This window comes from Bacillus sp. V26 (assembly GCF_034296245.1).
GTDB lineage: Bacteria > Bacillota > Bacilli > Bacillales > Bacillaceae > Bacillus > Bacillus halotolerans.
Genome location: NZ_JAXKQF010000003.1, coordinates 239,080 through 265,326, shown reverse-complemented (window position 1 = coordinate 265,326; position 26,247 = coordinate 239,080). Strand labels below are relative to the sequence as shown.

The window sequence follows — 26,247 nt, the reverse complement described above, 5'->3', positions numbered from 1 at the left end:
ACAATACATATAACGGAAGATAGACAATGCTGAAAGGGGAGCCGGCTATGGAGTTAAAAGAGAGTCAGCAGCAATCAAACAGGCTGAGCAATGAGGATCTGCTGCCTTTGGGGCAGGAAAAACGCACTTGGAAAGCAATGAACTTTGCCTCGATTTGGATGGGGTGCATACATAATATACCGACCTACGCGACAGTGGGCGGATTAATTGCAATCGGGCTTTCACCGTGGCAGGTGATGGCGATCATTATTACGGCCTCGCTTATTTTGTTTGGCGCACTCGCCTTAAACGGGCATGCAGGGACAAAATACGGGCTGCCGTTTCCTGTGATTATCCGGGCTTCATATGGAATTTACGGCGCAAACATTCCGGCGCTTCTGAGGGCTTTTACGGCCATTATGTGGCTTGGCATTCAAACCTTTGCCGGAAGCACGGCGCTGAACATTTTGCTGTTAAATATGTGGCCCGGCTGGGGAGAGATTGGCGGGGAGTGGAATATTCTGGGTATCCACTTGTCTGGTTTCCTCTCTTTCGTATTCTTTTGGGCTGTGCATTTACTCGTATTGCATCACGGCATGGAATCGATTAAGCGTTTCGAGGTATGGGCAGGTCCTTTAGTATATGTGGTGTTTGGCGGAATGGTATGGTGGGCGGTCGATATAGCCGGAGGACTCGGGCCGATCTATTCGCAGCCTGGAAAATTTCATACGTTTTCAGAAACATTTTGGCCGTTTGCTGCCGGAGTCACCGGCATTATCGGCATTTGGGCGACGTTAATTTTAAACATACCTGATTTTACACGGTTTGCTGAAACGCAAAAAGAGCAGATTAAAGGCCAGTTTTACGGCTTGCCTGGAACCTTCGCATTATTTGCGTTTGCCAGTATTACGGTGACCTCCGGTTCGCAGGTTGCTTTCGGCGAGCCGATTTGGGACGTGGTTGATATTTTAGCGAGGTTTGATAATCCTTATGTCATCGTATTATCTGTGATTACACTCTGTATTGCCACCATATCAGTTAATGTCGCAGCAAACATCGTCTCTCCGGCTTATGATATTGCGAATGCTTTGCCGAAATATATTAATTTTAAACGAGGCAGCTTTATTACAGCCCTGCTCGCTTTATTTACGGTTCCGTGGAAGCTCATGGAGAGCGCAACCAGCGTTTATGCGTTTCTCGGTTTAATCGGCGGCATGCTCGGTCCGGTGGCGGGCGTCATGATGGCTGATTACTTTATTATTCGCAAGCGGGAGCTTTCGGTTGATGACCTTTATTCCGAAACCGGACGGTATGTGTATTTTAAAGGGTATAACTACCGGGCATTCGCAGCCACGCTTTTAGGCGCACTGATCTCATTAATCGGAATGTATGTCCCCGCATTAAAAGGCTTATATGACATCTCATGGTTTGTAGGTGTGCTGACATCATTTCTTGTCTATATTGCTCTGATGCGGATTCACCCGCCGATATCATCGGCTATTGGAAAGTATGATTCTGGGCAGGTGCGTCGAGCTGAATAAGAACTTATGCAGGTGAAATTTGAGATGGTTTTCCATAAATGGATAACTTATAATGATATAAGAAAATCCATTCTAAATAGAAATGAGAATCCAATATGAAAATATCATTTTTTATTTCTGCGGCAGCCGTTTTAACTGCTGTTATTATCGCTTTAACCTATGATAAGACGGCAGCAAATGAACAAGACTCAGTGAACTGCTTATATGTTTCTCCTGACGGCAATGATCAAAATGAAGGGACGAAAACAAAGCCATTTCGTACACTGGCGCATGCCGCTAAGGAAGCTGTTGCCGGAACAACCGTAATCATCCGGGAAGGCACGTATGATGAACCGCTTGATGTGAAGCATAGCGGCGCGGACGGAAAGCCTATCACGTTTCGAAACTATCAGGACGAGAAAGCGGTCATTACCGGGAAAACGATGACGAGCGCAGAATATGAAACGCCGTTAATCCGCATAGACAATAAACATTACATCACAATCAGCGGTTTAACGATTGAGAATCTCTCTGTTTCATCTGAAGAAGCAACCGCCATGGGAATTTATGTGACTGGATCCAGCAGCCATATCACGATTAAGGATAATCATGTTCGGAATATCAAAACAACGGCGGATGAGGGCAATGCCCACGGAATTGCAGTTTATGGGACGGGAAGCATGAAAGACATTAAGATTACGGATAATACCGTTGAAAAGCTGACACTCGGAGCGAGTGAAGCGGTTGTGCTGAACGGAAACATTGACGGCTTTACGATTGCAGGCAATCTGGTCCGTGATAATAACAATATTGGCATCGATCTTATCGGACATGAAGGAACGGCAGATCAAAACGATTATGTTCGAAACGGTGTCGTAGAAAACAATACTGTCTATCATCATTCAACTTTCGGAAATCCCGCTTATGGAGATGAGTACTCAGCGGGCGGAATATATGTCGACGGAGGACGCAATATTGACATAAGGAAAAACACGGTTTACAGAAACGATATCGGTATTGAAGCAACCTCTGAGCACAAAGGAAAATATGCTGAGGATATAAACATTACCGACAACAAAGTGTACCAGAATGCGTACACGGGTATTTCAATCGGCGGATATGACAAAGAGCGTGGCGGCACCACCGGTTCTGTGATTGCTCACAACATTATTTTCCGCAACGATACAAAAGAGCTGTATGGCGGACAGCTATTGCTGCAGCACGATACAAAAAACAACGTAATAGAAAAGAACATCATGACGGCAAGTGATTCAAGGCTGTTTATTGCCAACGAATTTAAAACCAATGAAGGAAATACAGTCAATCATAACGTTTACCATAAGGAAGCAGGTAAGGACGGCTTATGGATGTGGAAAAAGACTGAATACGACTCATTTTCGTCTTATCAAAAAGCAGCGAAAAATGATGTCGGTTCTATTTATGCAGATCCGATGTATCGTGACGAAGAGTCTTTTGATTTTACATTAGATCCGGATTCACCTGCCCGTCCGATTATTGAATCATGAAAAAAGCGGCATTCTATTCCGTTCAACGGAGCAGAATGCCGTTTTTTTTTATGCAAAAAAAACTGCCGGCAAACTCCGGCAGTCTGACAAGCTATTCTGCAATCGACACTTTTCCTTCAGGTTCGGCTACAGCCGTTTTTTTCTGGCTCCATGCATAGAGGAGAAGAGAAATCAGAACGAATAGACCCGCTGTTAAGTAAATAGATGAGAAGCCTGCGGAAGCAACGAATAATCCGAACACATACGATCCAGCGGCAATTCCGCTGTCAAAGAACGTAAAGAACGTCGCTGTCGCAAATCCTGAACGGTGTGCCGGTGAATTTTGTATCGCCAGCGTTTGCATGCACGGCACGATTGAGCCGTATCCGAGTCCGATCACCGCTCCGGATAATAGCAGCATCCAGCTGCTGTGCGTAAAGGCAAGCATGCAAAGTCCGACAGAGAAAATCAGGATTGAAGGGTAAATCACAATCCCCGGTCCGACTTTGTCGAACAGTTTGCCTGTAAACGGACGCGCGACCATCATCGTAACGGCAAAGCATACAAAGAAGTAGCCGCTGACATTTAATAGATCAATAGACTTAGCAAAAACGGACAAAAATGCGGTAACTGTTGAATAACAGAATGATATAAACAACCCTACAATCGCAATCTTAAGCGCGCCTTTTTCAAACATATCCGACAGAGAGAAGCGGAATACAGTCGTTCCGCTGCTGATGCTGTTTGGCACTTTAATGAGTAATGTAACAAACAGCCCGACAATCATAAACACCGCAAAAATTGTAAAGAAGACAGAGAAAGGCACAATTTTCACCAGGCTCAATCCGAGAAACGGACCGATAGCCATTGCGAGGTTCATAGACATGGCAAAGTATCCAAGCCCTTCGCCGCGGCGTTTAACTGGAATGATATCAGCTGCGATCGCGCCGGTTACAGTGGTTAAAATACTGAACCAGATTCCTTGGAAGAACCGCAATCCAAGCAGCAGATAGAAGTTATGAATTGGCAGGTAAAGAAAAGACGAAAGGGCAAAAATCGCCATCGATACAATCGCCATTCTCTTTTTCCCAAACCGTTCTATAATAGCTCCTGAAAAAGGACGTGTGAAAATGGCGGATAACAGGAACAGACTGATCAACAGCCCTCCCTGAGATTCAGTACCTCCCAGCTCCTGCATCATATAGATAGGCAGAACAGTCAAAAATGTATAAAAGAACACAAAAACAAACAAGTTCACGAGAACGACCATAATAAAATCTTTGGTCCAAATCGGTTCAGACTTTTTCAAATGTATGTCACTTCCTTATTTCATTGTTGTAAAAACAAACGAAATAAATGAGAAAACGCTTCTTTATCTTCATCACGGAAATCTGCAAGCAGTTCTTCCTCAAATTTAAGCATTTTCACATTGATTTCTTCATATTTTTTCTCTGCTTCTTTTGTGAGGACAACGAGTTTTTCCCGTTTGTCTTCACCTTGCCGTCTCTGTACCCAGCCGTTTTCTTCAAGGCGTTTGATCGTCCGGGTCACCGTTGGCGCTTCCACATTTAAATAGGACCAAATCTCCTTTTGAGTCATTGGTCCGATCGTACGCAAACAATATAAAATTGACCATTGAGATGAGTAAAGGCCGAATGGCTCCAGCTGTTCATTGGCTTTTTTGGCAATCAGGCGGGCGCTTTGGTTGATTTGATGAATGAGGTGTCTGTTGACGTAGGTCATTTCGGTCTCCTTCTAAAAAAACTTACCTAAGTAACTAATTGCTTTTTTCATTTTACAGGAGCGATGAAAGGATGTAAAGATATAAATTTAGTGACGCGAAATAATTAGCCGAAGTCGAAAAGTTCGTTTCGCCCCTTGTCCTTATTGAGTTTTTAGCATATTCCCACAAGAATGCTAATACACTGTTACAAACCTAACAAAGAGAGTGTTTGAGGTGAGGGATCGTGGGCATATTTCACAAACTTACTTTTAAAACCATACAACAAAGAAGCTGCATAATGAATGACTCTTTACAGAATACGGATCTCATTTCACACTTCTCACATCCATTTTAGGGAGGTCGAGTGGTGTGCACGATTACATCAAAGAGCGAACAATCAAGATAGGAAAGTACATCGTGGAGACAAAGAAAACCGTTCGTGTCATTGCGAAGGAATTTGGTGTTTCCAAAAGTACAGTACACAAGGATTTAACAGAGCGTCTGCCTGAAATCAATCCTGACTTGGCAAACGAAGTGAAAGAAATACTCGATTATCATAAATCCATCAGGCATTTAAGAGGAGGAGAAGCAACAAAACTCAAGTATAAAAAGGATGAAATTCTTGAAGGAGAGCCCGTTCGCCAGCCATAATCACTTAGGAAAAATCAACTGCATTGTCTTCCGGAAATCGTTTGTAGATCATCCGCAAAAATTTGTAAAGAACTTAATGTGCTTCCAACTTTTTTTCTATATTTTATGATAATATATATAATTAGGGCACAATGTGGATATTTACTGTGAAACAGATTTTCAAGGAGGATATAAATAGATGTTTGCAAGGGATATTGGTATTGACCTCGGTACTGCAAATGTACTGATCCATGTTAAAGGTAAAGGAATTGTTCTGAATGAACCTTCCGTAGTTGCACTTGATAAAAACAGCGGCAAAGTGCTGGCGGTTGGCGAAGAGGCAAGACGAATGGTTGGACGTACACCTGGGAATATTGTTGCGATTCGCCCGCTGAAAGACGGAGTTATTGCTGACTTTGAAGTAACAGAAGCAATGCTGAAACATTTTATTAACAAGCTGAACGTAAAAGGCCTGTTCTCAAAACCGCGCATGCTTATTTGCTGCCCGACGAATATTACATCAGTTGAGCAAAAAGCAATCAAAGAAGCTGCTGAAAAAAGCGGCGGTAAACATGTGTACCTTGAAGAAGAACCGAAAGTTGCCGCTATTGGCGCGGGTATGGAAATATTCCAGCCGAGCGGTAACATGGTTGTAGACATCGGAGGCGGGACGACGGATATCGCAGTCATCTCAATGGGCGATATTGTCACCTCCTCTTCTATTAAAATGGCTGGGGACAAGTTTGACATGGAAATCTTAAATTACATCAAACGCGAGTACAAGCTGCTGATCGGCGAACGTACTGCGGAAGATATTAAGATTAAAGTCGCAACAGTTTTCCCAGACGCACGTCAAGAAGAAATTTCCATTCGCGGACGGGACATGGTTTCCGGTCTTCCAAGAACAATTACAGTAAACAGCAAAGAAGTAGAAGAAGCCCTTCGTGAATCTGTAGCTGTTATTGTGCAGGCAGCGAAACAAGTGCTTGAAAGAACACCGCCTGAACTGTCCGCTGATATCATTGACCGCGGCGTTATCATTACCGGCGGAGGCGCGCTCTTAAACGGCCTCGACCAGCTGCTCGCTGAAGAGCTGAAGGTTCCGGTGCTTGTCGCTGAAAATCCAATGGATTGTGTGGCTGTCGGCACAGGTGTTATGCTTGATAATATGGACAAGCTTCCTAAACGCAAACTAAGCTGATCACTCAAACCTCATTCTGAAAAAGAATGGGGTTTTTTTATGAAAACTCTTCACGAATTGATGAGAAATGCCGATAATAGGATAAAATACTTATTTGTATTATAGAACGAATGTTCCTACATGACAACTGGAAAAAATGCCATTTTAGAGGTGGAAAACTTGTTAAAAGGATTATATACCGCAACATCCGCAATGATTGCCCAGCAGCGCAGAACGGAAATGCTTTCAAATAATATCGCAAACGCAAATACATCCGGATATAAAGCAGAACAAGGCTCGATGCGTGCGTTCCCTGAGATGCTTCTCAGCAGAATTGAAGCAAAATCTCCGGCCGGCACATCGAAAACAGAAATCGGTTCCGTTAATACCGGTGTATATATGCAGGAGCTTAAGCCTCTTTTCACACAGGGAAGCCTTAAGTCAACGGATCAGCCTACAGACATCACATTGATTGAACATCAAGTTCCGGTAAATGCAGAAACAAATGAAAATGCGGCCCTTTTTTATCCGGTTCAAACGGCGAATGGTGTCCGTTATTCCAAAAGCAGCACGTTTTCTTTAAATGAGAACAATCAGCTGACAATCAACGGAAATACCATTTTATCAACGACAGGACAGCCGATTACGGTGGATAATGAAAATTTCACTGTGTCTGAAAACGGTACTGTTACTGCGAACGGACGGACAGCCGGACAGATTGATGTCAGAATGGCAGAGGACGTCAGAAATCTGAAAAAAGATGGCAATGATTTGTACAGCACGGCTGACGGAAATGACCTGCCGAGTGCGGCTGGCAATAACCAAGTATCCTATTCATTAAAACAAGGCGTTTCCGAGCTTTCGAATGTTGATGTAACGAGCGCCTATACAGAAATGACTGAAGCGTACAGATCGTTTGAAGCAAACCAGAAGGTCATTCAAGCGTATGACAAAAGTATGGACAAAGCAGCCAATGAAATCGGAAAAATATAAGATAACGGAAGAAAAAACGGGGGACATCAACTATGCTCAGGTCAATGCTAACGGCATCAACAACCTTAAACCAGCTGCAGCAGCAGATTGACACAATCAGCAGCAACCTTTCCAACAGCAACACAACCGGCTATAAGGCTAAGGATACGAATTTCTCTGAGCTCGTCAGACAGCAATTCGATCAGGTTGATGAAAAAAATGAAGAAGTGGCACAATCCCGAAAAACGCCGCCCGGCTTGCGCCTTGGCGTCGGAGCGATGATGAATTCACGTCTCGTATCCGATCAAGGAAGCATTAAGAAGACGGAGCGCGATCTGGATATCGCTTTTACGTCTCCTTACCAATACCTCCAGGTTAACGTGAATGGCAATCGCCAATATACAAGGGACGGAGCGCTTTATTTATCGCCTTCCGCTGATAATGCCAACCAGCTTCAGCTCGTGACAGGCAACGGTCATCCCGTGCTTGATGAAAACGGCAATACAGTAAACATAGACAGCTCAATGAAAAAAATCACGATCAATGAAAACGGGACCTTAACCGCATCTAACAGGAATACGGTGCAGCGGTTTAATCTCGGGGTTGTCCAAGTGAACAATCCTCAAGAGCTGAAATCCGAAGGAAATAATCTTTTCTCCATTGATAATGCGGCAGCCTTTGAAGAGCTGAATGGCGCAAACAGACAAAACATCGGCATGGAGCAGGGTGCACTTGAGATGTCAAATGTGGATATTTCTAAGCAAATGACAGATTTGATTGCGTCTCAGCGTTCTTATCAGCTGAACAGCAGAACGATCACAATGGGTGATCAGATGCTTGGTTTGATTAATTCTGTCAGATAATAGAAAGATGGGCGTTTTCAATCAGCCGCGCATAATAAAAAAGGCGGCTTTTTCGAAATCGTCCTTTTTTTTGTAGTATTCCGTGATGTCCTCCAAAAGCACCTCTAAATCCACCCAAGCTTCGATTTTTTCTAATTCAAGCACATATTCAAGCAAGGTATCATAAGGATCTTCAGCAGACGTGTAGAGCGCTTCAAGTGTTTTTAGTTTCAATTGAATTGTTTGAATGTTTACCTTTTCAGATAATTCTTTCCCTTTTTGCAAAACCGCTTTTCCTTCTGAGATCTTTTCTGTTTTAAAAAGAGCTCTGACGGATTCATACACGCAGTGCAGATAGGATACTGGAGAATTGGTTTCAAATTCATGATTCTTCAATACCTTTTTAAAGTAGAGAAGCGCTTCATGGTCCTTCTTTTCGGTTGCTTTTAAAAAGCCCAAATTATAATAAGCGTGGCACAGCAGATTATCGTCATTTACCTGCTGGGTTTTCCTGATGATTTCTTTGAAAAGCTGTTCAGCCTCATCATAGCGCTCTTGATCAATATAGTTTACAGCGAGGAGCAGTTTGCAGCTGATCACCTTTTTGACATAGCCGAATTGATGCAAGTAGATATTTAATGCTTTTTCAACATATTGGATGGAAAGCGGCGGTGATTTCATCAAGTAATAGGCGCCGGCGGTTTGATAATAAAAGTCAGCGGCTTCAAATGCGTTTTGAATCGCGTGCAGGTACTGCTCAGCTTTTTTAAAACCATTCACCGCATGCTTCGGAGCGGTTTTGACCATTTCATATAACCCTGAGAAAAAATGCAGATAATATTTCAATTCATCATCCATTTTGTCTTCCTGTTCATATAACTCATCGAATAATGAATCCATCCCGTCCTGGTTTTCAAAAAGGAGCTGGTGGCGTGCGAAGAACATTTGATAACGCATCCAAAGTTTTGTGTTCTTTTTCAGTTTCGGAAGGTGCTGGTCGATTTTCTCTTTAAGTGCTGCTGCGTCATCCATTTTACGTTTGCCAATGGCGGTATACCACTCGTCTAACATTTTTTGAATTCTTTTTTCAATAAACTTCGAAATCATTTTCCTACCTCTTTGCTAATGGTAAAATCTATAATTATCATATCACAACTTTTGACGGCTCTCATTGACAGTTGGTTACACTTTGGGCGCCGGTTGAAAAAGAGGTTAATTCATAATATACTTTTCAAATGTACAGATTAGATCATACATGATTGCTATACATACTAACGCAGATGAAGGAGATGTCAAGAGAATGCTTGATACTCAGCAAATTAAAGAAATTATTCCTCACCGCTATCCGTTTTTGCTCGTAGATCGGATTACGGAAGTTGAAGAGGGCAAACGGGCGAAAGGCTATAAAAATGTAACTGCTAATGAAGAGTTCTTTAACGGACATTTTCCACAGTATCCGGTAATGCCCGGCGTATTAATTGTAGAAGCGCTTGCTCAAGTCGGGGCTGTTGCGATGCTGATTAAAGAAGAAAACCGCGGCAGATTGGCTTTCTTTGCCGGCATTGACAATTGCCGGTTTAAAAAACAAGTGAAACCTGGTGACCAGCTTCACCTTGAGGTTGAAATCACACGTGCGCGCGGTACAATCGGGCGCGGAAAAGGCGTGGCTCAAGTTGACGGCGAAGTGGTTTGCGAAGTTGAACTGACTTTTGCCCTCGGCGAGTAAGTGAAAAGAGACAGATGGGCAGCGGCACATTTGTCTTTTTTTCTTTCAAAACAAAAAAAGCAGGTGATTGTATGTGGAAAGAGTTTAAGACTTTTGCCATGCGCGGGAACATTGTTGACCTTGCAATTGGTGTTGTAATAGGAGGAGCGTTCGGTAAGATCGTCACATCGCTCGTTAATGATATCATTATGCCTTTAGTTGGCTTGCTTCTGGGCGGGCTTGATTTTTCGGGGCTGTCCTTTACATTCGGTGATGCGGTCGTCAAATACGGCAGCTTCATTCAAACCATTGTAAATTTCTTAATCATATCGTTCTCTATTTTTATTGTGATTCGGACTTTGAATCAGTTGAAGCGCAAGAAAGAAGCGGAAGAAGAGGCTGAGGCGGAAGCGGCGGATGCGCAAGAAGAGCTGCTGAAAGAAATCAGAGACCTGCTGAAGCAGCAAATAAAATCGCCGGAATAAAAAAAGACTGCCGTTTAAAACGGCGGTCTTTTTGTTTGGAAAGGGAGAGTTCTCTTTCAGGTCAGTTCTGGACCCTTCACTTCGTTTAATGTTTCGTGGCTTTCTATTGTTTCAGCAAGATGAATAAGCATCGAAACAGAGGTGCCGATATCCGGGGTGCTTTTGATCTTCAATTCACTTCCGCAAAAATGTTTCAGCCGCTGGTTGATATTTTTTAATCCGACGCTGCGATCGAAATCGGAGGATAGGAGATCTTCTCGTTGTTCCGGAGGCATACCGACGCCGTTGTCCTCTACTCTAATGTAATACTCATTCCCGCTTTGTTTTTTAACTGTCAGCTTGACCCATCCACCGCCTCTTTTCTTGCTGACGCCATGATGAACTGCATTCTCCACCAATGGCTGAATCATTAAAGGCGGAAGGATGAAGTCAATGTCTTTGTCTATATCGAAAAGAATGTCCAGCCGATTGCCGAAGCGCGTCTTTTCTATGGAGAGATAGGAATTGATAATAGAAAGCTCGTTTCTGAATGAACTGATGGCTGATGTATTTTGGAAATCAAAACTCATTCTTAAATAGTTGGTAAATTCAGCTGTTATCTCTCGCGCTTTTTCAATATCCAAATGACTGAGCGAAATAATTGTGTTTAATACATTGTAAAGAAAATGAGGCTTAATTTGCGACTGGAGAAAAGCCATCTCCATTCTTGTGGCTTGATTTGCTGTATGCTTCATCATAATCAGGTTTTTGATACGCGCCATAAATTCAGAGTAATGATAAGGTTTTTGCAAAATGTCATTCGCTCCGGAATGAAAAGCCTTGTATTTGTCATGGCCGATAATGGCTGCTGTAATGATGAGAACCGGAAGATCGACCATACTGAATCGTTCACGAATTCTCGTACAGACTTCGAAACCAGTCATATCCGGCATCATCAAGTCCAGAATCACCAAATCAAGCTTCGTGCAAGAAACCACTTCTAATGCTTCCGTTCCGTTTTTTGCAGCAATTACATTGTAGGGGACACCTTCAAGCATATCGCTTAAAATTTTTAAACTGTCAATGTTATCATCCACAATCAGAATGGTTGGAGCGTCAATTTTCTCAGAGTAATAGGGCGTGCTTAAAGAGATACCTGACATCTCTAGCCCGGACTGTAATTCTGGAAGACTTGTTTTGGTTTCGGGCACAGATTCATGATGGACAATGGGCAATGTGAAATGGAACGCCGAACCTTTTCCCTCTTCTGATTCAACCCAAATGTCTCCGTTTTGGAGCTGGACCAGCTGTTTGACAATACTAAGGCCAAGACCGGCTCCGTCGTCTTTATTCGTTTCTGCTTGCTGAAAAGACTCAAAAATGGTTTGGCGATCGGCTTTGGAAATGCCGCTTCCGGTATCGGTAACTGTCACCTTGATCATGTTATCGTTCAGCTTTGAAGCAGAAAGTGTGATTTGACCCTCCGCTGTATACTTGATTGCATTGTCTACTAAATTGGTCAATATTTGACGAAAACGGTTTTCATCTGTGAGCACTAAAGGAAGATCATCTGGAATAACATTCTTAATATTTAAGTTTTTATGTCTTGATAAGAGATTGTAGAAATTCATTTCCGAACAAACTAAAGTATAAATATCAACAGGAACCGGGTGAATCTGAAGCATGCCTTGCTTTATTTTTTCTAAATCCAGGATGTCATTTACCAGATTGGACAGCCTATAACCCATGCGGATAACAAGCTGCATGTTTTCTTTCTCTTCTTCTATCGTTCTTTTCCCTTTCCCGGCCAGCAACGTTTGGCATATATTAATAATGCTGTTCAGCGGTGTTTTAAATTCATGCGATGTCTTCGCTATAAACTCATCCTTCAGCCGGTCAACCCTGAGTAATTTCCACGACAGCACTTCATTTTCGCGGAATGCACCGGCAAACTGCTGTGCCATTAGAAGAACAATCGCCAGCAACGCAATGACTGTCGGCAATGAGTAGATCGAATTAAAAGAAAAAGCCGTTTTTCCTGTGTAAGCGGAGATGGTCGTTAAAATGACAAAAGCACTCATTGATATAGAAGCGATTGTCAGATACAGGCTTCCTTCCATTTTGCGGATCGCTGCGATCGTAAAAATATATGTGATATAAACCAGGGTCGAAACGGCTAACACAGAATGTAATATGTATGAGGAGTGGCCGATAAACCCAACGGTTAAAAAATCTATGATCAAGACCAGCCCGCAAGAAACAGTGGCTATGAGAATAAAACGTTTTGACACAATCTCTCTGTAAGCAAAATAGAGATAGAGAAAGACCGCTATACTGACAAACACAGTTGAGATTGCCCTCATTGAATTTAACAATGAAAATGAAATGGACGGAAAGAGGAGGAATATAATCCGCTCTTTTCCGATCATCAGAATAATGAATGAAAACAGAAGGCACATAACAGAAAAAAACAGCAAATGTTTATCCTTTTTTCTTTGCAGGTAAAAGCCCAGAAAATATAATCCGGTAATGAAAAAAGCCGTAATCATGACCGTATCATTAAGAAAGGAAATTTTATTTTCACGCACTATTTGGTCCTGGATTCCAAAGGTAATCGGCTTTGCGATTCCCCACCCCGGCGTTTTTCCGAAGTTCGAAAACTGTACGACAAGTTCATTATCACCCTTGTGAAGCGAAAAAAAGCTCGTATACGGTCTGTTTTGTGCTGTAAAATCAGGCTTATTTGAGGGGCTGCCGCTTTGCCCTATGGTTTGTCCATTAAAATAGATGCGATTTGCACTGTAAATAAACGACGTGCTGATCCCGAATACCTGATTGTCTAGCTTTGATCTGATCGTCAGCTTGTACGTTCCGTAATCCACGTTGATACCTTGCTTGGCCAGCTTCACATTACTGGGGACATCAACGAAGAGGGGATCTTTTCCTTTTGCTGAAGCAATCTCTTTTGGCGATAAAATCTGATTTGGATATAATGTCCACTTTCCGTTCAGCTGTATATTCCCATCCTTCTGAAAATCCCAGTTCTCCAAGTTCATGACCCCATGCTTTGCTTCAGGAAGTGTTGATCCAGTAAAATGATCAATCGCTATAAAAGCCATAAAAAAAGCGGCATAACCGAAAATAATCGAAATGAAAATGAATTTTTCTTTCATATCAATGCTCCTTTATAATAGGATCATTCTACATTCCTATTTTTTATAAATATTGTAAATGCAAACTTTCAAAAGCTACAATAGAAAGAAAAAGAATCCAATTAAAGGGGCTATTTGGCATGATATAATAGAAGTTATTTACTAATATCTTGATTCTACATATAGGGGGGGATGTTTTGTGAAAGCGTTAATTGTTGATGATGAGCACCTGGCATTGCTTCACTTTAAAAATTTGCTTGAACGGACAAACGCCTTTCAATCGATTATGGCGTATCAAGATCCGATTGAAGCTCTGGAGTCACCTGAGGTTGCTGCTGTAGATGCGGTGTTTCTTGATATTGAAATGCCGGGGGTAAATGGCATTGAACTTGCTGAAGCGATTCAATCATTGAATGAGAACATCCAAGTCGTTTTTATCACGGCCTATAATGAGTTTGCTATTAAGGCGTTTGAGATTAATGCTATCGATTATTTGCTAAAGCCTGTTATTTACAAGCGGCTCGAAACAACTGTTGAGCGAATCAAAACGAATAACATGCTTAAAGCATCTGTAGAAAATAACGAGGCGCATTATTTGATCCAATGTTTTGGAAACCTGCAGTTTCATCAGATTTTAAAAGGTGTCAAAACAAACATTTCCGTCAAGTGGAGAACATCTAAAGCACGCGAAATATACACCTTTTTACTTCATAACCAAGGGCGTGTAGTCAGTAAAGACTCATTAATCGATCTGTTTTGGCCTCATTATGATGTCACAAAAGCAAGCACCCAACTCTACTCTACCATATATCAGATACGGAAAGTAATCAGCCAAATCCCTTTCAGCCAAACAATCGAGAAGACCGAAACAGGATATATTCTACGGCTCTCAGGCGCAAAAATCGATGTTGTGGAATGGGAACAGTCACTAAAAGAGGCGCCCTCGCTAAATACATCTACATTACATCTGCACATGGATATGTTCATGTCCTATCAAAATCATTACCTGATGGAGCACGGCTATCTGTGGGCAGAACCGGAAAAAGCGCGTCTTGCCCAGCTTTGGCTTGGAAAGGCTTATGAACTGATCGATTATCTCATTCGTGAAAGGAACGATCATCAAGCGATGGACATCTGCCTGCAGGCCGAGAAAATTGAGCCTTTCGATCATAACATTATGCAATTTAAGCTGAAGCTATTTAACAAAAACGGGAAAATAGAAGAGGCGATAAAAGAATATCAGCGCTACAAACAAATAAAGGATCAGATTAATTAAAAAATGTTCATAACAAAAAGCGTATCCAGCCAGTGTGCCCTATCAATGCACACTGGCTGGATACGCTTTTTGTACATGTCATCCTCAGGGCAGTCCCTCTCCATATGTCTCCGCTTGAAACTTCAAATCTCACATTCACTTGAATCATACATGATGTTTTAGTTGTACAGAATTTGTATAGTTTCATTTCATACAATGTAGTTTGGTTCGGATGGCAAATCTTAGTTGTTACACTCATTCGGCATGAACAGTTATTTTTTGGGATGAGACATGAGTTATGGTCTCGCGGATCAATCGGCAAGTGAAAAATAGATATGAAAAGGGAGGAATGAAAAGTTGAGAAAGAGGAGCTTTCCCTCAGGGCTGAAAAAAAGCGGGCGGATCGTTATGATCATCAGTCTGGCCATCTTATTCTTTTTCAGCCAGATTGCCAGCTATACTCTTACAGCGGAGGCTGTGGGCGTATCGTCAAGCGACAGCCAATTCTTCGATTCAGTGACGGTAAAAGACAGCAATCAGCAGATTGTTGACGGGTCAAAAGGAAACGAACCGGCATTAAAGCCGGGGGATGAAGTGACACTGACATATGAATGGTCATTAAAACATGATAAAGAAGCAGTAAGCGAACAGGACATCAATGTGGAGATACCTAAAAGCTTTACATTTGATAAAGGTGCAGAAGGTGAGATCAAATCTGCTGATCAGGTCATCGGCAGCTATCAAGTGCCAGCGGGCAGCAGCACTCTGACGGTGAAATTAAAAAGTGCAACCGCGGATTCTCCTGATGCCAAGGGAACCATTACACTGTCAGCCGCGTTTACCGCAGATGTGAAAGACGATGAAGATACAGCAACAGCCCTTTTTCAGCTAGGGGGGGACAAAACCCAGCAGGTAATCATCCCTGTCAAGAAAGATGAGACATCAGATAACGAGGCGGAAGAGCCAAAAAACGACTCTTCTGATACTGCGGGTGATCAGAAAGGGACAGATGACAAATCTGCACCTTCAGTCAGCAAGGATCAAAAAGAAGAGGAACCAAAACCATCGGCAGACTCTAAGAGCAGTGATTCTCCTAAGAGCGATGATTCAAAAAACGTGTCATCCTCAAGTCAATCAGCTTTCAAAAGCTTGCAAACTGAAGAAAAACAAATCACGCAACATATTTTAACCGGCGTGACATTGACGGATGAAAACGGAAAGCCATATGACAAGGGCAATCGCGCCGATACGAATTCTCCGGTGAAAATTTCAATTGATTGGGCCATTCCTGATGATTTGGGAAAAACAATCAATGCCGGCGATAAATATGAATTTGATTTGCCTAAAGAATTTATTATGCATAATGACATTTTGAACCTGCCGTTAAGCGCCGGAGACACCACCTACGGGACATTTTCTATTGATACGAACGGACATGTGGTGATGACATTTAACGGCGAGGTAAAAGAAAGTTCTAATGTCAAAGGCACATTGGTTATCAATACACAGTTCAACGAGAAAAAAATAACGGGTTCGACAACACAAAAGATTCCATTCCCTGTGAGTTCCGATACTCCTGAAACAACAGTTTATTTTAAACCAAATGTGAGTAAAACCATTGACAAATCAGGTGCACTGGATAAAGGCATCAACCCCGGTAAAGTAACATGGACGGTCGATGTCAATAAAAAGTTGGATCAAGTCAAAAATGCCAAACTCACGGAATGCCTTCCAGAGGGCTTAATCTACCGTTCAGTTAAAGTGTATGAACTCAATGTGAACATTGATGGGTCTGTCAGCAAAGGAAATGAAGTTTCTTCCGGTTACAGCGTTGATTCAAAAGGAAATGTCACATTTGACGGGACAATCGATTCAGCCTACCGCCTTGTATATGAAACTGACATTGATAATAGTGCGAAGCCGAGTGAAGGTGGAAATCTAACGCTGACGAACAAGGCAGCATTCAGCGGAGATGACCTGGAACCCATCTCTGCCGAAGCCACTGTTGCAGCCAAATATGGAAAAATGATCGCGAAATCATCAACAGGATATGATGGAGAATCTCAAACATTCAGCTGGGCTCTTTCATACAACTACGGTGAGAAACAGATCGATCAATCCAAGGCCAGCATTAAGGATTCTTTTGGAACTGGCGATTTGCACCTCGTAAAAGATTCTTTGAAGGTTATTCCTATTACCTTTGGACAGAACGGGAGCGAGCAAGCGGGAACGCCTTTAAAGGAAGGCGAGGACTACACGCTGACCGATAATGGAAGCGGATTTGAAATCAAATTTAATAAAACCGTTACCAGCGCTTACAAAATCACATATCAAACAAAGGTCAACAGCGGAGTCATCATTGATAAATCGACAACGTACACCAATAGCGTGGTGACCGGAACAGGGGATTCAAAAGAAGCTTCTGGCATAGCCATTCAGCAGAATCTCATCAAAGGATATTCAAACGTTGATTATGAGAAGAAGACGGTTGATTGGACGATCACAGTTAATAAAAACCGCTATACAATGAACAATTGGACTTTAGATGATCAATTCGACAGCGGCGGTCTGGCATTAATTGACGGGTCATTCAAGATTCAAGACACAACCAATAACAAAACATTGCAGGAAGGCAAAGACTACAATTTCACAAAGAAACCGGATCATAAAGGCTTTACTTTGGCATTGATCGGGGATTATAAAAAAACAGACAGTCAGTTTAAGATCATTTATACGACAACTTTCAATGCCGATTATTCTAACGAAAGTGTTAAGAATACAGCTCAGTCGACATGGACTGATCAAAACGGCAATGAGCGCACGAATAAGGTATCAAGCGGTTTTACGCCGAATCATCAGACTTCAAATAATGGTTTCAAAAACGGTTCATACAACGCAGTTTCAAAGGAAATCACGTGGAAAATCGGCGTCAATTATAATGGCGAGCCGATGAAAAACCCTTATATAAAAGATGCCATAACAGATCCTCAGCAATTTGTGCCGGGTTCCGTTGTGGTAAAGAGCTATACGATCAATAAAAACGGCTCCATCACAGAAGGAGACGCGCTTGACCCTTCCAAGTATGATGTCGAAGAGCCTTCAGAGAAAAATGAACGCACTCTGACGGTACACCTTAAAACAGGCGATTCTGTACCATATCTGATTGAGTTTAAGACATCTCTCAAGGGGCAGGTCATTGATCAGAACCAGTACACAAACAAGGCAACATACTATAATGACGGTTATGCAGACCGCACGTTGACGGGTTCTGTTTCAGTTGCGAACGGAGGAAACCTGGTTTTCAAAGGCGGCAAACAAAATGGCAGCTACATTGATTGGAATATCAACGTCAACTCCAGCCAATCAACGCTGGATGACGTGAAAGTTACTGACACGCCAGATGATAATCAAATACTAGATGCAGATTCTTTTAAAGTATATCAAGCAAAATATGATGAAAACGGTGTGGTCAAAGACAGCAGCGGAAATCTGACCGCGGGCGATGTCGAGCTCCAAAAAGACAAAGACTACACGGTAGACATCAAAACCGACAATACAACAGGTGAACAATCGTTTGTCCTGCAATTCATAGGCAGCTATAAGCAAATTGACCGTGCCTATGTGATCAAATACCGGTCTCTGATTAACATAGCCGGCACGAACGGGCACGTTAAAAATAAGGTGTCCATTTCTGGGACAAATGTGAAAGAGCAGACCCAAGAAACCAGCAGCTCGATCTTTGTTGCCATTTCAAGCGGCGACGGTTCCGGATCTGGAGAAAAAGGAAGCCTGACGATTTTAAAGACAGGAGAGGACGATAAAGCTCTTGGAGGAGCAGAGTTTCAGTTATGGTCTGAAGACGCCAAGCAGCTCCTGCGCAATGGCACAACAGGTGCCGATGGTAAGCTTACATTCGGAAATATTCGCTACGGCTCTTACGTATTAAAAGAAGTAAAAGCGCCTGACGGATATACCATCGGCGATGCTTATGCAAAAGGAGTCTCTGTTAAGATAGACAGCAACTCATCCAAGACAGGAGCGCTGTACAAAGTCGTAAATCAACAGAACAAGGTGACGCTTATCAAAAAAGACGAACAAAAAAATCCTTTAGCTGGTGCTGTTTTCAAGCTGGAGAAAAAGGTGGGCAACGGCACCTATACTTTGATAGAAACGGATATCAAAAGCGATAAAAACGGAAAAATCGAAATGAATGGTTTGCCGGCGGGCTATTACCGCCTGACAGAAACGAAAGCCCCTGCTGGCTTTATCGTGAATACGAAGGCGATTCATTTCTCAATCGCAAAGAATGATAAGAATCAAGTGTCTGACGTAGAATTGGGAGAAATGGTCAATTATCAAGGAAGGGCCTATTTAGCGAAGAAAGATGCCGCAGGACAGAAACTTGAAGGAGCCGTCTTCAAGATTATCGATGACGAAGGCCGTACAGTTCAAGAAGAGCTGACTTCGAATAAAGACGGAAAAGTAGAGGCATCAGGCCTTGCGCCGGGACGATACGCCTTTGTCGAAACGAAAGCCCCGAACGGATATGTATTAAACACCGAGAAACGAGAATTTATCATTTCTGAATCAGCAGTAGGAAAGCCGGAATCAGCAGATGCCGGGATAGCCGTTAACTATAAAGGCTCCGCTCAGCTGGTGAAGGAGAATGCCGAAGGGCAGAAACTTGAAGGAGCCGTTTTCAAGATTGTCGATGACGAGGGCCATACGGTTCAAGAAGAGCTGACCTCGGATAAAGACGGAAAGATCATAGCTTCAGGCCTCGCACCGGGACGTTACGCTTTTGCCGAAACGAAAGCGCCTGAGGGTTATGTACTGAACACGGAGAGAAAAGAGTTCACCATCTCTGAATCAACAGAAGGAAAGCCGGAATCAGCAGATGCCGGGATAGCCGTTAACGATAAAGGCTCCGTTCAGCTGATGAAGGAAGATGCAAAAGGGCAGAAACTTGAAGGGGCCGTTTTCAAGATTGTCGATGACGAGGGCCATACGGTTCAAGAAGAGCTGACCTCGGATAAAGACGGAAAGATCATAGCTTCAGGCCTCGCACCGGGACGTTACGCTTTTGTTGAAACGAAAGCGCCTGAGGGTTATGTACTGAACACGGAGAGAAAAGAGTTCACCATCTCCGAATCAGCAGAAGGAAAGCCGGAATCAGCAGATGCCGGGATAGCCGTTAACTATAAAGGCTCCGTTCAACTGACGAAAGTAGATCAAGACGAAAAAGGATTAGCGGGTGCAGTTTTCAAAATTGTTGATCACAACGGAAACACAGTAAAAGCTGACCTTGTCTCAAAAGAAGGCGGTAAAATTGAGGTTGCAGGTTTGGCTCCGGGAAGTTATCAATTTGTTGAAAAACAGGCGCCAGACGGCTATCTCCTATCCGAAAGCCCGGTGCCGTTCACGATTCAGGCTGAACATGGCGGCCAACCAGAACAAGTTGAAGTAACAGCTGTCAACACCGAGAACCGTGTCGTTCTCACAAAAGTGGATCAACATGATAAAGAGAAAGTTCTTCAAGGAGCGGAGTTTAATCTGACTGATGCCAACGGCAAAGTTCTGAAATCCGGCCTGACAACTGATGACAAGGGACAGATTACCGTACACGGTCTTAAAGCAGGCAAGTATCAGTTTGTCGAAACAAAAGCGCCAGTGAATTACAGTTTGGATAAAACGCCAATACCGTTCAAGATCACCAATACTGAAACAAAGCCAGTCGAAATCACCGCAGAGAATATACTGACACCAGGCGACGTGAAACTGACAAAAGTGGATCAAGACGATAAAAAAGCCGTTTTAGAGGGTGCTGAATTCAAGTTATTGGACGCCAACGGCAAGCCTGTAACAACTGATGGTAACGGCAAAGGAATCTCCAAATTATGGAAAACAAATCAAAATGGACAATTCACTATTAAAGGCCTTGCGCCGGGGCGCTACCAGCTTATCGAAACGAAGGCGCCCGATGGCTATAAACTGGATGACACACCAATTGGATTCACCATTGAAAAAGGACAGTCAAAACCTGTTGAGGTTATCGCCTCTAATCAAAAATTAAAAACGCCAACGCCGAGCAATGATACACCGGATAAAAATGTGAAGGGAGATGGACAGCATCCAAAAACCGATGGTACAGATGGTCATGTGAAAACAGACAATTCACATCCAAAAGCCGATGATACAGCTGGTCACACAAAAACAGACAATTCTCTTCCAAAAACCGGTGATACAGACAGTACGGTGCCGGTTATGATCGGCATTCTTCTGCTCTTAGCAGGCGGAACTTTGGCACATGTCTCAAGAAAGAAACAAAGAAAGGCATAAATGTGATGGCACCTGATCATTGAAGATTCGATCAGGTGCTTTTTTAAACAGATCATCCCTCATAGCATGACGCATAAGAAAGGAATGGACTGCATGTATAAAAAGATAATCATTGCGGTGTTTATTCTTTCCGGCCTGCTGCTTATCTTTTCTCCTTTCATAAAAGGAAGTCTCATCGCTTACCTTAGCAAAAACCAGTATGAGTCGGAATTGACTGTGAAGCAGCTGCAAGAAAATAATGAGGAAGAAGCAGAATTTGATTTCGATTCCATACAGCCGCCCACGCTATCGGAAGCTATAAAGGCGGGCTTCGATCGGGATCCGAAGACAATAATCGGCAGGATCACCATTGAAAGTGTGGATCTGGAGCTCCCCATATTAAAAGGCACCACCAATGAAAACCTGTTGATCGGAGCGGCAACAATGCGCCCGGATCAGAAAATGGGCGAGGGAAACTATCCATTGGCAGGCCATCACCTGAAGCAGAAGAACCTTTTATTCGGACCACTGGCCAACATAAAAAAAGGCGCCAAAATTGTGATCACAGATTTCAAAAAAGATTATATTTACTCTGTGACATCAATAAAAATGATTTCTGAAATAGATGCAGATGTGATTCAGGATACAAAAGAAAAGGAAATTACATTAATCACATGCGACAAAGCTGTGGAAACCGAAGGGCGTCTCGCAGTGAAAGGAAATTTGATTGAGACTGTCGGTCATACAAATGACAAATCGATTAGCGGAATGTGATGATGTGTGTGTATGAGCAATTTTCCAAAACCGCTTCAAATTATTCTTTTGATTACAGGAGAATAAAAAAAGACTGCCTTATGAAAAGGCAGTCTTTTTTCTAATGCAGAACATATTTTTTCAAAATGTCCATTGTCATGCTTTTCGCTTCTGTGCCGGTACCGTCAATGTTCGTCACGAAACTATACACTCCGTTTTCGGTTTTGACAAAGCCTGCATACCAGCCGATGCCTGAGCCTGAACCGGTTTTTCCATAAAGGGTATAATGATCCTCATCTTCCTGAATCATCATCCGCTTCACCGTCTTCATAACGCTTTTATCAAATGGCAGTTTTTCTTTGTATAAGGCTTCCATAAAGTCCGTTTGTTCCAGAGGAGAAATCTTAAGCGTGCTGCTCAGCCAAAATTGGTCAATACCGCCGCTGATATCTTGATTGCCGTACGCTATTTTATCAATCCATTCCTTCATTCGCTCTTCTCCGATGTCTCGTGCCATCGCTTGATAATACCAAACAACAGAGTATCTCATGGCAGATCCTAGCGTGTGATCCTGATTCCATACATCGAGCTCACGTTTTACACCGTCCCAGTATTTGATGTCATATTCATCTTTAACGGCGCCTGTTTGTAATCCAATGAGCGCGTTTGGGACTTTAAAAGTCGATTGCGGCGCAAATCTTTGTGTCGCGCGTTGATCGCCGTAGACGAATGTTTTTTCGTTTTTCAGATCACGTAAGATAAAAGTTCCGTCGTGATCAGTGAAAAACTCATCGACATTCATTTTCTTTAGATTGGGACTCTTCCCGGCAGCAACAGCTTCTCTAGGTGTTTGCAAACTTGATGTCAAAAGGACAGCTGCGCCGATAAGTGATAAAACAACCGCTTGAATTTTTCGCTTATTCATACGTGTCACCTCAGTAAATGTAAAATAAGAGAGGGGATGATTTCCACTCTCTTTTATATCTTCTGCTTAAACGCCTCGATCAGTTTCGCTCCTGTATAGCCCTCTTTTACAAGAGATTCCAGAATGGTTTCAGTGCCTTGCTGTTTTCTTGTCACCATTTGTCCGTAAATTAAAACCGAGATGCTTTCTTCCAGTTCAGCAATATTCTTCACAGCTGCAGTCAGCTGGGCGGGGCGGTTGCTTTTTTTCGTAATCGTCACAAACACTTTGACTTCAGCTTGTTTTTTTTGAAGCTGGTCAAAAAAAGACAAGTGCTCCTTCGGAACAAGCGCTTCAATCAGCCAGTGATTTTCGCCGTCTTCTTTATTGATAATCAGTCCGTCAATAAGGGGAAACTGTTCAATTGACTTTTCTTCCTTGTCCACTCGTTCCACGTTCAGGTCAACCAGTTTAAAGGTTTTCATTTTTATCTCACCCCATTTACTTACAAAGAATTCTTAAAATGAATTATAACACATATTCATTTTTCCGTGAAAACGCTGTAATGCCGCGGACAATTTATTTTGTACTGGCACAACATTTAATAATTTCTATTTTTTCATTATACTGTAACTGACTATGGATTACGGAGAGGTGTGTATGAATCGATTTCATTTAAAGGAAATTTATATTGACGGCACTCCGGCGGATCAGCGTTTGATTCAAACGAATGAAGCTTATATGTTAAGCCGTAAAGATATTTTTGAGGTTCATCTATATAGGAAAGAGAGGATGATTTTTTTATACGAAACTTATGATGGGATGGAACAGTACAAAATCCAGCTGTCGCTCCCGGAAAAGAAACTCAGCTTTCAGTGGTTTGCATGGGACGGCTCTTCTTATGTCTGTATGAATACGCAGCATTGGCTGACATCTAAATTGTTTTTCCGGTTTTTAAAAAATACATATTTCTTTAGAGGGAAAAAACAAAAGCTGTTTTTAGCTGAGGGAAAAATGAAAACGAAAGATAAAAACAGAGGCTGAAATGCGATTTTGAGCGTTTTTCTTTTCTCGTTGCATCATCTACAATACGTGTAACCGCAAGGAGAGGAGGAATCGCAATGTTCAATCAGGTCATGCTTGTCGGACGTTTAACAAAAGACCCTGAGCTTCGGTACACTTCTGCAGGCGCGGCAGTCACACACATTACGATTGCAGTTAACCGCAGCTTCAAAAATGCTTCAGGAGAAATTGAAGCGGATTACGTCAATTGCACGCTTTGGAGAAAAACGGCCGAAAACACGGCGTTATATTGCCAAAAAGGCTCTCTCGTCGGCCTAAGCGGACGGATTCAGACAAGGAGCTATGAAAATGCGGAAGGTGTCAAAGTGTACGTAACTGAAGTGATGGCTGATACTGTTCGTTTTATGGACCCTAAACCTAGGGAAAAAGCTGCCGATTGACATCCCCCTGTTCCTCCCGCTTTAAATCCCATTCACGATTACTTTTCTTCGCATCATCCCCCTCTGTATTGACCAGTCGACCAGACTGGTTTTTTCTTTCTGTTTGAGATAGGAAAAATTGGTTCTTATGATGCATTTTTACTTAATTTCACTTAATAATATTGATTGTTAATATATAAAAACTTATAATTACTTAAAGATAACATCATATGAAAAGGAATGAGGGCGTGTACCAAGAAGAAAGATTAGTAGCAATTGTGGATTATCTAAAGGAGCATAACCGCATTACAACCGAGCAGATCTGTACGCTCCTTCAGGTGTCCAGAGATACAGCACGGCGGGATCTTGTGAAGCTGGAGGAACAGAATGCCATTATTCGCACAAGAGGCGGCGCCATTCTGCCGTCTGTGCACCAGAAAATCCAAGGGTATTCCGGCCGGCTGAAAACAGTGTCCGAGGAAAAAAACAAAATTGGCAAACTCGCAGCATCACTGATCCAAAATGGCGACCGGGTTATTTTAGACGCGTCTACAACCGTTCAGGCGTGCGCTAAACACTTAAATGCAGACGACTGTACGGTTATCACCAACTCCATTAATCTCGCGGAAGTGCTCTCAGACAAAGATGATATTGAGATCTATCTTCTCGGAGGCAAGCTTGAAAAGGAGCACCGTTTCTTGTACGGCGCCTCTGTGATTGAAAAGCTTTCAAGCTATCACGTCGATAAAGCGCTGATCGGTGTAGTCGGCATTTCGGAACACGGCATTACGATCGCGCATGAAGAAGATGGGCTGGTGAAGCGAAAAATGATTCAGCAGGCGAAGCAGGTGATCGCCCTTGCGGATTATTCGAAGCTGGGAAGCACCGGTTTTTATCAGTACGCTGAGCTGAGTGAAATTGATCTCTTGATCACAGACCGGCTGCCGGATCAGGCGTTTTGCGACTTGCTTGACCTTAATGGCGTCGAACTTCTCGTGACAGAGCAGGATGAAAGAAAGGGCTGATAAACGTGAAATTGATTGCGATCGACTTAGACGGAACCTTGCTGAACAGCAAGCATCAAGTAAGCTCAGAAAATGAAAATGCTCTGCGGCAGGCGCAGCGGGACGGGATTGAGGTTGTTGTATCAACGGGACGCGCTTATTTTGATGTCGTGTCAATTTTTGAACCGCTCGGGATCAAAACGTGGGTCATCAGTGCGAACGGCGCTGTCATTCACGACCCTAACGGCAGGCTTTATCATTCGGAAACAATCGATAAAAAACGGGCGTATGACATTCTCTCGTGGCTTGAGTCAGAAAACTATTATTATGAGGTTTTTACAGACTCAGCTATTTATACGCCGCAAAACGGCAGGCAGCTCCTTGATGTTGAGCTTGACCGGGTCAAAAGTGCGAATCCAGAGGCTGACCTTTCTGTTCTGATGCAGGCAGCCGAGGTGCAATACAGTCAATCGGGCTTCGCTTATATCGACACGTTTCAAGAGCTCTTTGAGGAGGATAAACAGATTGATTTTTACAACATTCTTGGCTTTTCTTTCTTCAAAGAAAAGCTGGAGGCCGGGTGGAAAAGATACCAGGAGGATAAAGATCTGACACTTGTCAGCTCTGCTGATCATAACTTTGAGCTTTCCTCCAAAAAGGCATCCAAGGGGCAGGCGCTGGAAAGGCTGGCAAAGCGGCTTAACATCCCAATGAATGAAACAGTGGCCGTGGGTGACAGCTTAAATGACAGATCTATGCTGGAGGCTGCCGGAAAAGGCGTAGCGATGGGCAATGCGCGGGAGGACATCAAAGCGATAGCCGACGCTGTAACCCTGACCAATGATGAACATGGCGTTGCCCATATGATTCGGCACTTGCTGTAAGGTTTATCTTTTGAA

General features: G+C 42.9%; 22 protein-coding genes and 1 pseudogene. 16 read left to right on the top strand and 7 right to left on the bottom strand.

The annotated features are described in order from the left end of the window. Positions 1-47: 47 nt before the first annotated feature. Positions 48-1,520, top strand: coding sequence for an allantoin permease (gene pucI / locus UJ203_RS12085; RefSeq protein WP_095712834.1), 1,473 nt, complete (start codon positions 48-50; stop codon positions 1,518-1,520). Positions 1,521-1,615: 95 nt separating this feature from the next. Then, positions 1,616-3,025, top strand: coding sequence for a right-handed parallel beta-helix repeat-containing protein (locus tag UJ203_RS12080; RefSeq protein WP_322011064.1), 1,410 nt, complete (start codon positions 1,616-1,618; stop codon positions 3,023-3,025). A gap of 91 nt (positions 3,026-3,116) precedes the next feature. On the opposite strand, the gene UJ203_RS12075 is transcribed toward UJ203_RS12080, so the two are convergent. Beyond that, positions 3,117-4,313, bottom strand: a complete 1,197-nt coding sequence (locus UJ203_RS12075; RefSeq protein ID WP_044159669.1) for an MFS transporter — start codon at positions 4,311-4,313, stop codon at positions 3,117-3,119. A 20-nt stretch (positions 4,314-4,333) separates the two neighbouring features. Beyond that, a complete protein-coding gene (locus UJ203_RS12070; protein ID WP_044159667.1) occupies positions 4,334-4,747 on the bottom strand; it encodes a MarR family winged helix-turn-helix transcriptional regulator in 414 nt (137 codons plus the stop codon). A 224-nt stretch (positions 4,748-4,971) separates the two neighbouring features. Here UJ203_RS12070 and UJ203_RS12065 point away from each other — a divergent pair, with 224 nt between their 5' ends. The 5 genes from UJ203_RS12065 (at position 4,972) to UJ203_RS12045 (ending at position 8,372) form a co-directional block, all read left to right on the top strand. After that, positions 4,972-5,082 (top strand): protein usd, encoded by a 111-nt coding sequence (locus UJ203_RS12065; RefSeq protein WP_082687840.1) that lies wholly within the window; start codon positions 4,972-4,974, stop codon positions 5,080-5,082. Between the two features lie 14 nt (positions 5,083-5,096). Continuing rightward, the gene (gene spoIIID, locus UJ203_RS12060) at positions 5,097-5,378 is read left to right on the top strand and encodes a sporulation transcriptional regulator SpoIIID (RefSeq protein WP_010332180.1); all 282 of its coding nucleotides are present in this window, start codon (positions 5,097-5,099) and stop codon (positions 5,376-5,378) included. Between the two features lie 178 nt (positions 5,379-5,556). Beyond that, positions 5,557-6,558 (top strand): cell shape-determining protein Mbl, encoded by a 1,002-nt coding sequence (gene mbl / locus UJ203_RS12055; protein ID WP_014115458.1) that lies wholly within the window; start codon positions 5,557-5,559, stop codon positions 6,556-6,558. A gap of 159 nt (positions 6,559-6,717) precedes the next feature. Beyond that, positions 6,718-7,530, top strand: a complete 813-nt coding sequence (locus UJ203_RS12050) for a flagellar hook-basal body protein (protein ID WP_105990828.1) — start codon at positions 6,718-6,720, stop codon at positions 7,528-7,530. 32 nt (positions 7,531-7,562) lie between these two features. Then, the gene (locus UJ203_RS12045) at positions 7,563-8,372 is read left to right on the top strand and encodes a flagellar hook-basal body protein (protein ID WP_322011057.1); all 810 of its coding nucleotides are present in this window, start codon (positions 7,563-7,565) and stop codon (positions 8,370-8,372) included. A 21-nt stretch (positions 8,373-8,393) separates the two neighbouring features. Here the strand turns inward: UJ203_RS12045 and UJ203_RS12040 are convergent, their stop codons facing one another. Further along, positions 8,394-9,458, bottom strand: coding sequence for a tetratricopeptide repeat protein (locus UJ203_RS12040; protein WP_322011055.1), 1,065 nt, complete (start codon positions 9,456-9,458; stop codon positions 8,394-8,396). A 193-nt stretch (positions 9,459-9,651) separates the two neighbouring features. Here UJ203_RS12040 and fabZ point away from each other — a divergent pair, with 193 nt between their 5' ends. Then, entirely contained in the window at positions 9,652-10,077 is a 426-nt protein-coding gene (gene fabZ, locus UJ203_RS12035) for a 3-hydroxyacyl-ACP dehydratase FabZ (RefSeq protein ID WP_105954081.1), read from the top strand. A gap of 71 nt (positions 10,078-10,148) precedes the next feature. Continuing rightward, the gene (gene mscL / locus UJ203_RS12030) at positions 10,149-10,541 is read left to right on the top strand and encodes a large conductance mechanosensitive channel protein MscL (RefSeq protein ID WP_105954080.1); all 393 of its coding nucleotides are present in this window, start codon (positions 10,149-10,151) and stop codon (positions 10,539-10,541) included. Between the two features lie 56 nt (positions 10,542-10,597). Here mscL and UJ203_RS12025 read toward each other — a convergent pair whose 3' ends face one another. Further along, a complete protein-coding gene (locus tag UJ203_RS12025; RefSeq protein WP_322011458.1) occupies positions 10,598-11,578 on the bottom strand; it encodes a histidine kinase in 981 nt (326 codons plus the stop codon). A gap of 228 nt (positions 11,579-11,806) precedes the next feature. Further along, positions 11,807-13,069 (bottom strand): annotated as a pseudogene (locus UJ203_RS12020) (ATP-binding protein); the annotation flags it as partial. Positions 13,070-13,871: 802 nt separating this feature from the next. On the opposite strand from UJ203_RS12020, the gene UJ203_RS12015 reads away from it, so the two are divergent. The 3 genes from UJ203_RS12015 (at position 13,872) to UJ203_RS12005 (ending at position 22,019) form a co-directional block, all read left to right on the top strand. Then, positions 13,872-14,948 carry a response regulator gene (locus tag UJ203_RS12015; protein ID WP_322011051.1) on the top strand — a complete coding sequence of 359 codons (1,077 nt, stop codon included), beginning with the start codon at positions 13,872-13,874 and terminating at the stop codon, positions 14,946-14,948. Positions 14,949-15,284: 336 nt separating this feature from the next. Next, complete coding sequence (locus UJ203_RS12010) at positions 15,285-21,266, top strand: SpaA isopeptide-forming pilin-related protein (RefSeq protein WP_322011050.1); 5,982 nt, start codon at positions 15,285-15,287, stop codon at positions 21,264-21,266. Between the two features lie 93 nt (positions 21,267-21,359). Then, positions 21,360-22,019 carry a class A sortase gene (locus UJ203_RS12005; protein ID WP_322011048.1) on the top strand — a complete coding sequence of 220 codons (660 nt, stop codon included), beginning with the start codon at positions 21,360-21,362 and terminating at the stop codon, positions 22,017-22,019. 100 nt (positions 22,020-22,119) lie between these two features. Here UJ203_RS12005 and blaOXA read toward each other — a convergent pair whose 3' ends face one another. Beyond that, a complete protein-coding gene (blaOXA, locus tag UJ203_RS12000) occupies positions 22,120-22,923 on the bottom strand; it encodes a class D beta-lactamase (RefSeq protein WP_322011046.1) in 804 nt (267 codons plus the stop codon). A 53-nt stretch (positions 22,924-22,976) separates the two neighbouring features. Beyond that, positions 22,977-23,387: a YwpF-like family protein gene (locus UJ203_RS11995; protein WP_059292379.1), complete on the bottom strand. Its 411-nt coding sequence runs from the start codon at positions 23,385-23,387 to the stop codon at positions 22,977-22,979. 175 nt (positions 23,388-23,562) lie between these two features. Between UJ203_RS11995 and UJ203_RS11990 the strand changes: the two genes are divergently transcribed. The 4 genes from UJ203_RS11990 (at position 23,563) to UJ203_RS11975 (ending at position 26,232) form a co-directional block, all read left to right on the top strand. Then, positions 23,563-23,946: a hypothetical protein gene (locus UJ203_RS11990; protein ID WP_024123112.1), complete on the top strand. Its 384-nt coding sequence runs from the start codon at positions 23,563-23,565 to the stop codon at positions 23,944-23,946. Positions 23,947-24,023: 77 nt separating this feature from the next. Beyond that, positions 24,024-24,365, top strand: a complete 342-nt coding sequence (gene ssbB, locus UJ203_RS11985; RefSeq protein ID WP_024123111.1) for a single-stranded DNA-binding protein SsbB — start codon at positions 24,024-24,026, stop codon at positions 24,363-24,365. Between the two features lie 227 nt (positions 24,366-24,592). Beyond that, positions 24,593-25,369, top strand: a complete 777-nt coding sequence (locus tag UJ203_RS11980) for a DeoR/GlpR family DNA-binding transcription regulator (protein ID WP_322011456.1) — start codon at positions 24,593-24,595, stop codon at positions 25,367-25,369. 5 nt (positions 25,370-25,374) lie between these two features. Next, positions 25,375-26,232 carry a Cof-type HAD-IIB family hydrolase gene (locus tag UJ203_RS11975; RefSeq protein ID WP_322011042.1) on the top strand — a complete coding sequence of 286 codons (858 nt, stop codon included), beginning with the start codon at positions 25,375-25,377 and terminating at the stop codon, positions 26,230-26,232. The last annotated feature ends 15 nt before the right edge of the window (positions 26,233-26,247 follow it).

Coding starts and splice junctions, on each gene's coding strand:
- pucI (WP_095712834.1), top strand. CDS start 48: ATGGAGTTAAAAGAGAGTCAGCAGCAATCAAACAGGCTGAGCAATGAG.
- UJ203_RS12080 (WP_322011064.1), top strand. CDS start 1,616: ATGAAAATATCATTTTTTATTTCTGCGGCAGCCGTTTTAACTGCTGTT.
- UJ203_RS12070 (WP_044159667.1), bottom strand. CDS start 4,747: ATGACCTACGTCAACAGACACCTCATTCATCAAATCAACCAAAGCGCC.
- mbl (WP_014115458.1), top strand. CDS start 5,557: ATGTTTGCAAGGGATATTGGTATTGACCTCGGTACTGCAAATGTACTG.
- UJ203_RS12045 (WP_322011057.1), top strand. CDS start 7,563: ATGCTCAGGTCAATGCTAACGGCATCAACAACCTTAAACCAGCTGCAG.
- UJ203_RS12040 (WP_322011055.1), bottom strand. CDS start 9,458: ATGATTTCGAAGTTTATTGAAAAAAGAATTCAAAAAATGTTAGACGAG.
- fabZ (WP_105954081.1), top strand. CDS start 9,652: ATGCTTGATACTCAGCAAATTAAAGAAATTATTCCTCACCGCTATCCG.
- mscL (WP_105954080.1), top strand. CDS start 10,149: ATGTGGAAAGAGTTTAAGACTTTTGCCATGCGCGGGAACATTGTTGAC.
- UJ203_RS12025 (WP_322011458.1), bottom strand. CDS start 11,578: ATGCTTGAAGGTGTCCCCTACAATGTAATTGCTGCAAAAAACGGAACG.
- UJ203_RS12005 (WP_322011048.1), top strand. CDS start 21,360: ATGTATAAAAAGATAATCATTGCGGTGTTTATTCTTTCCGGCCTGCTG.
- blaOXA (WP_322011046.1), bottom strand. CDS start 22,923: ATGAATAAGCGAAAAATTCAAGCGGTTGTTTTATCACTTATCGGCGCA.
- UJ203_RS11995 (WP_059292379.1), bottom strand. CDS start 23,387: ATGAAAACCTTTAAACTGGTTGACCTGAACGTGGAACGAGTGGACAAG.
- UJ203_RS11990 (WP_024123112.1), top strand. CDS start 23,563: ATGAATCGATTTCATTTAAAGGAAATTTATATTGACGGCACTCCGGCG.
- ssbB (WP_024123111.1), top strand. CDS start 24,024: ATGTTCAATCAGGTCATGCTTGTCGGACGTTTAACAAAAGACCCTGAG.